General features: G+C 68.0%; 6 protein-coding genes. All 6 read right to left on the bottom strand.

From position 1 onward, the window contains the following. On the bottom strand, positions 1-1,116 hold a 1,116-nt coding region (locus ACNPP0_RS09805), incomplete at its 3' end, for a BatD family protein (protein WP_448705745.1). Continuing rightward, positions 1,113-2,627, bottom strand: a complete 1,515-nt coding sequence (locus tag ACNPP0_RS09800) for a VWA domain-containing protein (protein ID WP_448705744.1) — start codon at positions 2,625-2,627, stop codon at positions 1,113-1,115. The genes ACNPP0_RS09800 and ACNPP0_RS09805, both read right to left, overlap by 4 nt. Continuing rightward, positions 2,612-3,640 carry a VWA domain-containing protein gene (locus ACNPP0_RS09795; RefSeq protein ID WP_448705743.1) on the bottom strand — a complete coding sequence of 343 codons (1,029 nt, stop codon included), beginning with the start codon at positions 3,638-3,640 and terminating at the stop codon, positions 2,612-2,614. Before ACNPP0_RS09795 ends, ACNPP0_RS09800 begins: the two co-directional genes overlap by 16 nt. Next, a complete protein-coding gene (locus tag ACNPP0_RS09790) occupies positions 3,627-4,127 on the bottom strand; it encodes a DUF4381 domain-containing protein (RefSeq protein WP_448705742.1) in 501 nt (166 codons plus the stop codon). Before ACNPP0_RS09790 ends, ACNPP0_RS09795 begins: the two co-directional genes overlap by 14 nt. Next, positions 4,124-5,089, bottom strand: a complete 966-nt coding sequence (locus tag ACNPP0_RS09785) for a DUF58 domain-containing protein (RefSeq protein WP_448705810.1) — start codon at positions 5,087-5,089, stop codon at positions 4,124-4,126. The genes ACNPP0_RS09790 and ACNPP0_RS09785 overlap by 4 nt, the downstream gene beginning before the upstream one ends. A gap of 23 nt (positions 5,090-5,112) precedes the next feature. Beyond that, entirely contained in the window at positions 5,113-6,093 is a 981-nt protein-coding gene (locus ACNPP0_RS09780; RefSeq protein ID WP_448705741.1) for an AAA family ATPase, read from the bottom strand. Between the last annotated feature and the right edge of the window lie 30 nt (positions 6,094-6,123).

Raw genomic sequence — 6,123 nt, 5'->3', positions numbered from 1 at the left:
CGCGGCACGGGCGCGCAAGGCGACGGCAAGGCGCTGCCACCAGGGCCACGTAAGCCTAAGCCCGAGCAAGGCCGCCAGCAGCCCCGCCGACCATGCCAGCCACGCGGTGGGAATCACCCAGCGCAGCCCATGGCGCAATCGGGCCAGATCTTCGGCCAGCGAAAACGGCGGCGTGACGGTGGGCGCTGACGCCACCGTGACATCCCGCCCGGGCAGTTCGGATTTGGCGAGTTGCCCCGTTGCGCCGTCGCGCCATCTGACGGTCAGCGGCGGCAGCCGGAACGCGCCTGCCTGCTGCGCGACGTAATCGGCGCGGTCGATCCGCTGGCCGCCGACAAAGCCGCCACGGCCGTCGTCCAAGGTGGTTACTTCCGGCTCGCGCGGGTAGCGCTTGAAGCCGGGTATGTCCGGCAGGGCGACGGCGGGCAGCAACATCGCCTGCACGCCTTCGGCCCGCTGAGTCACGGCCCGCGTGATCCGTCCGCCCACGATCAGCGGGTCGGGGGCCAGCGAGAACGCCTGCGTCACGTCCATTTTTCCCGCCGCCACCGCCTGACCGGCGCTCGCCGTCCGCGCCTGCACGGAAAAGGAAACGGGTTTGCTTACCCCGGATGTCACCTGGCCGCCTGGACCGACCTTGGCCGTTACCGACAAGGCGGGTACTTGCATGGCGCCCGGCGCCGTTGGGCTGATCACATACGTATAGCGCAGGCCGCTATAGGACACGCCGCCGACGGTATCGCGGACCAGTTCGCCCTCGCCTTGCGGAGCCGTCACCAGGGCGCCCGGGATATCCAGCGCGGGCAATACCGGCGGTTGCGTAAACCAGGTTGGCGTCAGCACTTCAAGCTGCAAGCGCAACGTCGCGCCCACGCGCACGTCGGCGGGCGCTTGCAAGGTGGCGCTGACGCGCAAGGCCGGCGTGTCTTGCGCGGCCGCGACGCCCGGCAGCCCCATCAGCCCCATCAGCCCCATCAGCCCCATCAGGCCCATCAGGCCCATCAGGCCTATCGGGCCGACGAATCCCAGCAGGCCGGACATCGACACGCCAGGCAGGCCAAACCGGCGGGTGGCAGACCCCGCCAGCAACGTTAGGATCCGGTGCACGCTGCTCATGGGCGCCCACCCGCCGCCGCGTCTTCGACGGCAAACCGGCCACGCAGGAAACGCGTCGGCGACAAACTCAGGTTGCGTAACCACACGTCTTCGGACGCGGCCCGTGCGGTGGGTGCGTCGACCATCTTGCCGGCCTTTGCCGTCTTGTCGGCAACGGTCTGATCCGGCGGCTCGGCCTGTTGGCCCTGCTGTTCCTGGCCCATCGCCGCCAGCAGCCGCTGGACGATGCCCCGGTTGACCATGGCGGCCTCCCACCCGGGGCGCAATTGCAGGGCACGGTCGTAGGCGTCCAGCGCGGCGTCATATTGCCGAAGGCGTGTCTGGGTATTGGCCACGTAGAAGGCGCCTTCGGGCGTTTCCAGCTTGGAAAAATCGGCCAGTGCGTCGGTGTACCGACCCGCCTGGTAGGCGGCCCGCCCCTTCCAGTACGGATCCTGGAATAGCGCGGCGGCCTCTTCATAACGGCCGTTGTCGAATGCCAGCCGCCCCTGCTGGTCCGCCGTCAGGAAAGCGTCGGCCAATGGACTGGCGCGCGATTCGGCCGGCAGGCCCACCGAGACGGCAATGAGGACGGCGGCCGTCCACGCCACGTTCCAACCGCGCCGCACCGCCAGCAACGCCAGCAGCGCCAGTGGCCAGCAGAGCCAATAGCCGGCATCCTTCCAGTGAATGGCGCCAGACTGCGCGTCTTGCACCGCCTGGAAATGCTGCTGGGCGTGCAGCGTGATCCAGTCCAGGTCGTCCGGCGTGGCGGACAGACTCCCAAGCGGCGCGCCCGCCGCGCGCGCCAAGGCTTGCAACGCGTCCTTGTCCAAGCCCGATTGCCCCACCGCCATCACCAGCACCTGCAAGTCGGACGCTGCCTGGGCGCGCTGGCGTACCGCATCCACGCTGCCGGCGTCCGCGCTGTCGGTCAGCAACAGCAATGTGCCCCCTGCCCGTTCGGCCTTCAGCACCTGCGCGGCCAGGGCGATCGTGCCTGCCGCGTCGCGCCCTGGCGCGCCAATCAGGTCGGAGGCCAACGCCTGGGTAAACAGGTCCAGCAGGTTCGTGTCGTCCGTGGGCGGCAGCACAAGATGGCTGGTGCCCGAGTAGGCGATCAGACCCGTTTTGGCGCCGGCGCGGCGGGCGGCAAGATCGCGAATCAGAAGCTTGGCGGCTTCCAGCCGCGTGGGCGGCACATCCGCGCCGTCCATGGATGGCCCCAAGGCAACGGCCACGATCAGCGGCGCCACATTGTCCAGAAACTCCGGTTGGTCGCGATGCCACGCGGGGCCCGCGGCCGCGACCGAACCGATGGCCAGAATCAACGCCAACGCATCGATTGGGCGCGGGCCCCGGCTGCCCGGTGACCGCACGATCAGATACGGCAACAGCTCGGGTGAAATCCGGCTTGCGCGCCCGGCGGCATCCCCTTCGCCGCGCCGCAGCCACCACGCCAACGCCGCCGCCAGCAAGCCAAGCAGCCACCAAGGCCGCAGGAAATGGAAAGCGCTTAAGTCGATGTCCATGCGCCCCCCGTTCCCGCCTGCCCTTGCGGCGGGGCCTGCGCGCGTTGCAAGCGCCATCCGGACAGGGCGGCCACGCCGTGCCAGATCATCAACAGGCAAAGCGCCAGCCCCAGCGGCAGCCAGAAATAATCGCGTTTGGGCTGATGCCGCAACGTCTTGACCTCTTGCGGTGTGATGCGGTCCAGGGTGTCGTACACCGATTGCAGGCTGGCCAGGTCTTGGGCCTTGAAGAACTGCCCGCCGGTGGCGCGGGCAATGGATTCCAGCACGCCGAAGTCAACCCGGTCTTCGCCTGTCGCGGCGGGATCGCCGATGCCGATGGTATGCACGATGATGTGGTGCCGGGCCGCCAATGCGGCCGCGCGCGCGGGCGGTACGGCGCTGCCGGTGTCATTGCCGTCGGTCAGCAGGATCAACACCTTGTCGCGTTCCTTCGCGGCATCCAGCATCCGTATGCCCAGACCGACGGCATCGCCAATGGCCGTGTTGGGGCCGGCCATGCCCACGGCCGTCCGGTCCAGCAACAGACTGAGTGCAATGTGGTCGCCCGTCAGCGGCGCCTGCGGATAGGCGCTGGTGCCGAAGACGATCAGCCCCAGCCTGTCGTCCGGCCGTTTGGCGATGAAGTCCGCCACCACCGTTTTCACGGCTTTCCACCTGGATTCCGGTTGGCCCTGGGCGTTGCGGAAATCCGCCGTGTCCATCGACTGCGAAATGTCCACCGCCAGCAAGACATCGCGCACTGCTTCGGTATGCGTCAGCGGCGGTTCAACCCATTGCGGACGCGCCAGCGCCAACACCATCAGCAACCACACCGCCACATTCAGCCAGAGCTGGCCCCCGCTGGCCCGCACACCCGGCCGCGTTGGGGACTGCCCTGTAATGCTGGCGACGGAATCGAAGAACGGCACGCGCAGCGCGTTGCGCTGCTGCACATAGGCGGGCAACCAGCGATAGGCGGCCAGCGCCAACGGCGCGGCCGCAAGCAACCACGGATATTCAAGCCGCCACATGATGCTTCACCATCCACTGGCGGCTTGCGCGGATCAACTGCGCAAGCGTTGCGCTGTCCAGTCGGCGCACCGTCTCGTCCGGCGCGTACGCCAATATGCGCATCAGTTCCGGCGAGCCCTCGGGAAACGCGCGCGGCACGGCGCGTTCCAGGTAGGCCAGCCAGGCGTCGCCGCCAAGCGAGGCCACGGCGGCGCGCGCTGCCGGCGGCTGGGCGGCCAGCGCCGTGCGCTTAAGCAGCGCAGGCAGGCCGCGCGCCGCCAAGGGATTGTTCGCGGCCTCTTGCTCAAGCCGCCGCAGCGCTTGCAGCGCCTGTCGGCGGTACAGATTGCGGCGACGGTCGCGCCAGACAGCCGCTGCCGCCCATGCCCCGCCCAGCAGGGCCAAGACGGCCAGCACGGCCCATCCCCACGTCTGAGGCCAGTAGGACACCGCTGCCGGCAAGGGCAGCTCGCGCAACTGGTCCAAGCCTGGCAGCGCGTCGCTCATCCTGGCGCTCCTTGTCGCGGCGGCTCGGCCTGCATCGTGGCCTGTTTGCCTAGTTCGCGACGCAGCTGCGGCAGTTCTTCTTGCGCCGTGTCGATGGACAGCAATGGCACGCGGCTGCGGCGCAGCAGGTCGGCTACCTGACGAAGCCGGTCGCTGAAGAAATGCGCCAGCGGCTCGCGTTGGCGCTGGCTGCCCACCGCGACTTCCAACTGAAGTTCGCCTTGCGTAACCACCATCCGTCCGCGCTGTGGCAGCTGCTGCGCCATCGGGTCGAACACCAGCATGGCCAGCACGTCATTGTGCGCAGCCAGCAGGCGCAGCGTGCGCAGCGTCTGCTCGTCGGCGCCGGCGAAATCACTGATGACGCACACCAGGCAATCGTGCGGCGCGGTCAGCAACGCACCGCGCAACGCGCGGTTCAAGCCTTCGGTGGCGGGCGCATCGGGACGCGACGCGGACAGGTCGGCATTCGCCCGCGCGACTTCGGCAAGCAATGCACAAACCCGGTCTCGGCTGCGCAAGGGTTTGAATGCCCTGACCCCGGCGTCGTCGAACACCAGGCCGCCCACACGGTCCCCCGCCCGATAGGCGATCCATGCCGCGATGGCCGCAAGCCGCGCCGCCACGGCGCACTTGAAGGCACGCACCGATCCGAAGTACATGCTCATGCGTTGATCGACAACGACGATCGCCGGGCGGTCCCGCTCTTCGGAATACGAGCGTACGAAGGGTTTGCCGTAGCGCAGCGATGCGCGCAGGTCCAGGCGCCGCAAGTCGTCGCCGGCGACGTAGCGGCGCAGCTCGGCAAAATCCAGCCCCCTGCCCCGCAACCGCGACCCGTGCGGGCCGGCAAGCACGCTGCTGATCGGCTGGTTAGCCCCGAACGACAATCCGCTTGCCGCCGCCTCAAGCGCGATCAGCTCGGACAAGGGCGGATAGACCGGATGGGGCGCGCGGTTCATGGCGACCGGGTTCATGGCGACCTTTATGCCGGCACGGCAACAACGTCCAGGACGCGGTCGATAGCGTGGTCAGCGGTAACCCCGTCCGCCACCGCGTCGTACGACAGATGCAAGCGATGGCGCAGCACCGCGTGGGCCACCGCGCGCACGTCGTCCGGCGTACTGAAGTCGGCATTTTCCAGCCACGCATGCACGCGCGCGGCCCGGTCCAGGGCAATGGCGCCGCGCGGGCTGGCGCCGACTTGAAGCCAGCGGCCCAGATCCGCGTCGTAGTCGGCCGGGCGCCGCGTGGCGTTCACCAGGTCCACCGTATATCGGTCCACCGCCGGGGGCACGTGTACCGCGGCCGCCTCTGCCCGGCAGACGAACAACGTTTCCTGGGAAATGCGGGCGGTGTCGCTGCCCTCGCTTTCAACGATGTCCCCCGGCGTGCCGCGCAGCAGTGCCAGCATCGCCATTTCATCCTCGGCGCCGGGATAGTCCAGCTTGATCTTCATCAGAAAGCGGTCCATCTGCGCCTCGGGTAACGGGTACGTACCCTCTTGCTCAATCGGATTTTGCGTGGCCAGCACCATGAACAGCGCGGGCATTTTCCGCGTGTTGCCGCCGATGGTGATCTGCCGTTCTTCCATCGCTTCGAGCAGCGCGGATTGCACCTTTGCCGGCGCGCGGTTGATTTCGTCGGCCAGGATAAGGTTGCCGAACAGCGGCCCGGCCTGGAAGGCGATGTGATTGCGCCCTTCGGCGTCCTGTTGCAGCACATCGGCACCCGTAATGTCCGACGGCAGCAAGTCCGGCGTGAACTGGATGCGGCTCATGTCCGCCGCCAGATGGGCGGCCAAGGCCTTGACCATGCGCGTCTTCGCCAGCCCGGGCAGGCTTTCAAGCAACACATGGCCGTCGGCCACCAACGCGATCAACATCTGGCGTATTACCGCTGCCTGCCCCAAGACCTCCCGAGAAATCGCCGCTTCCAACGCCAAAATTCCATCGCGCTGCGCCATGCTTGTCCCTATCGTCAAATGCAAACGGGT

Source organism: Achromobacter semiaridum, assembly GCF_053543755.1.
This window is presented reverse-complemented; position numbering and strand designations above follow the sequence as displayed.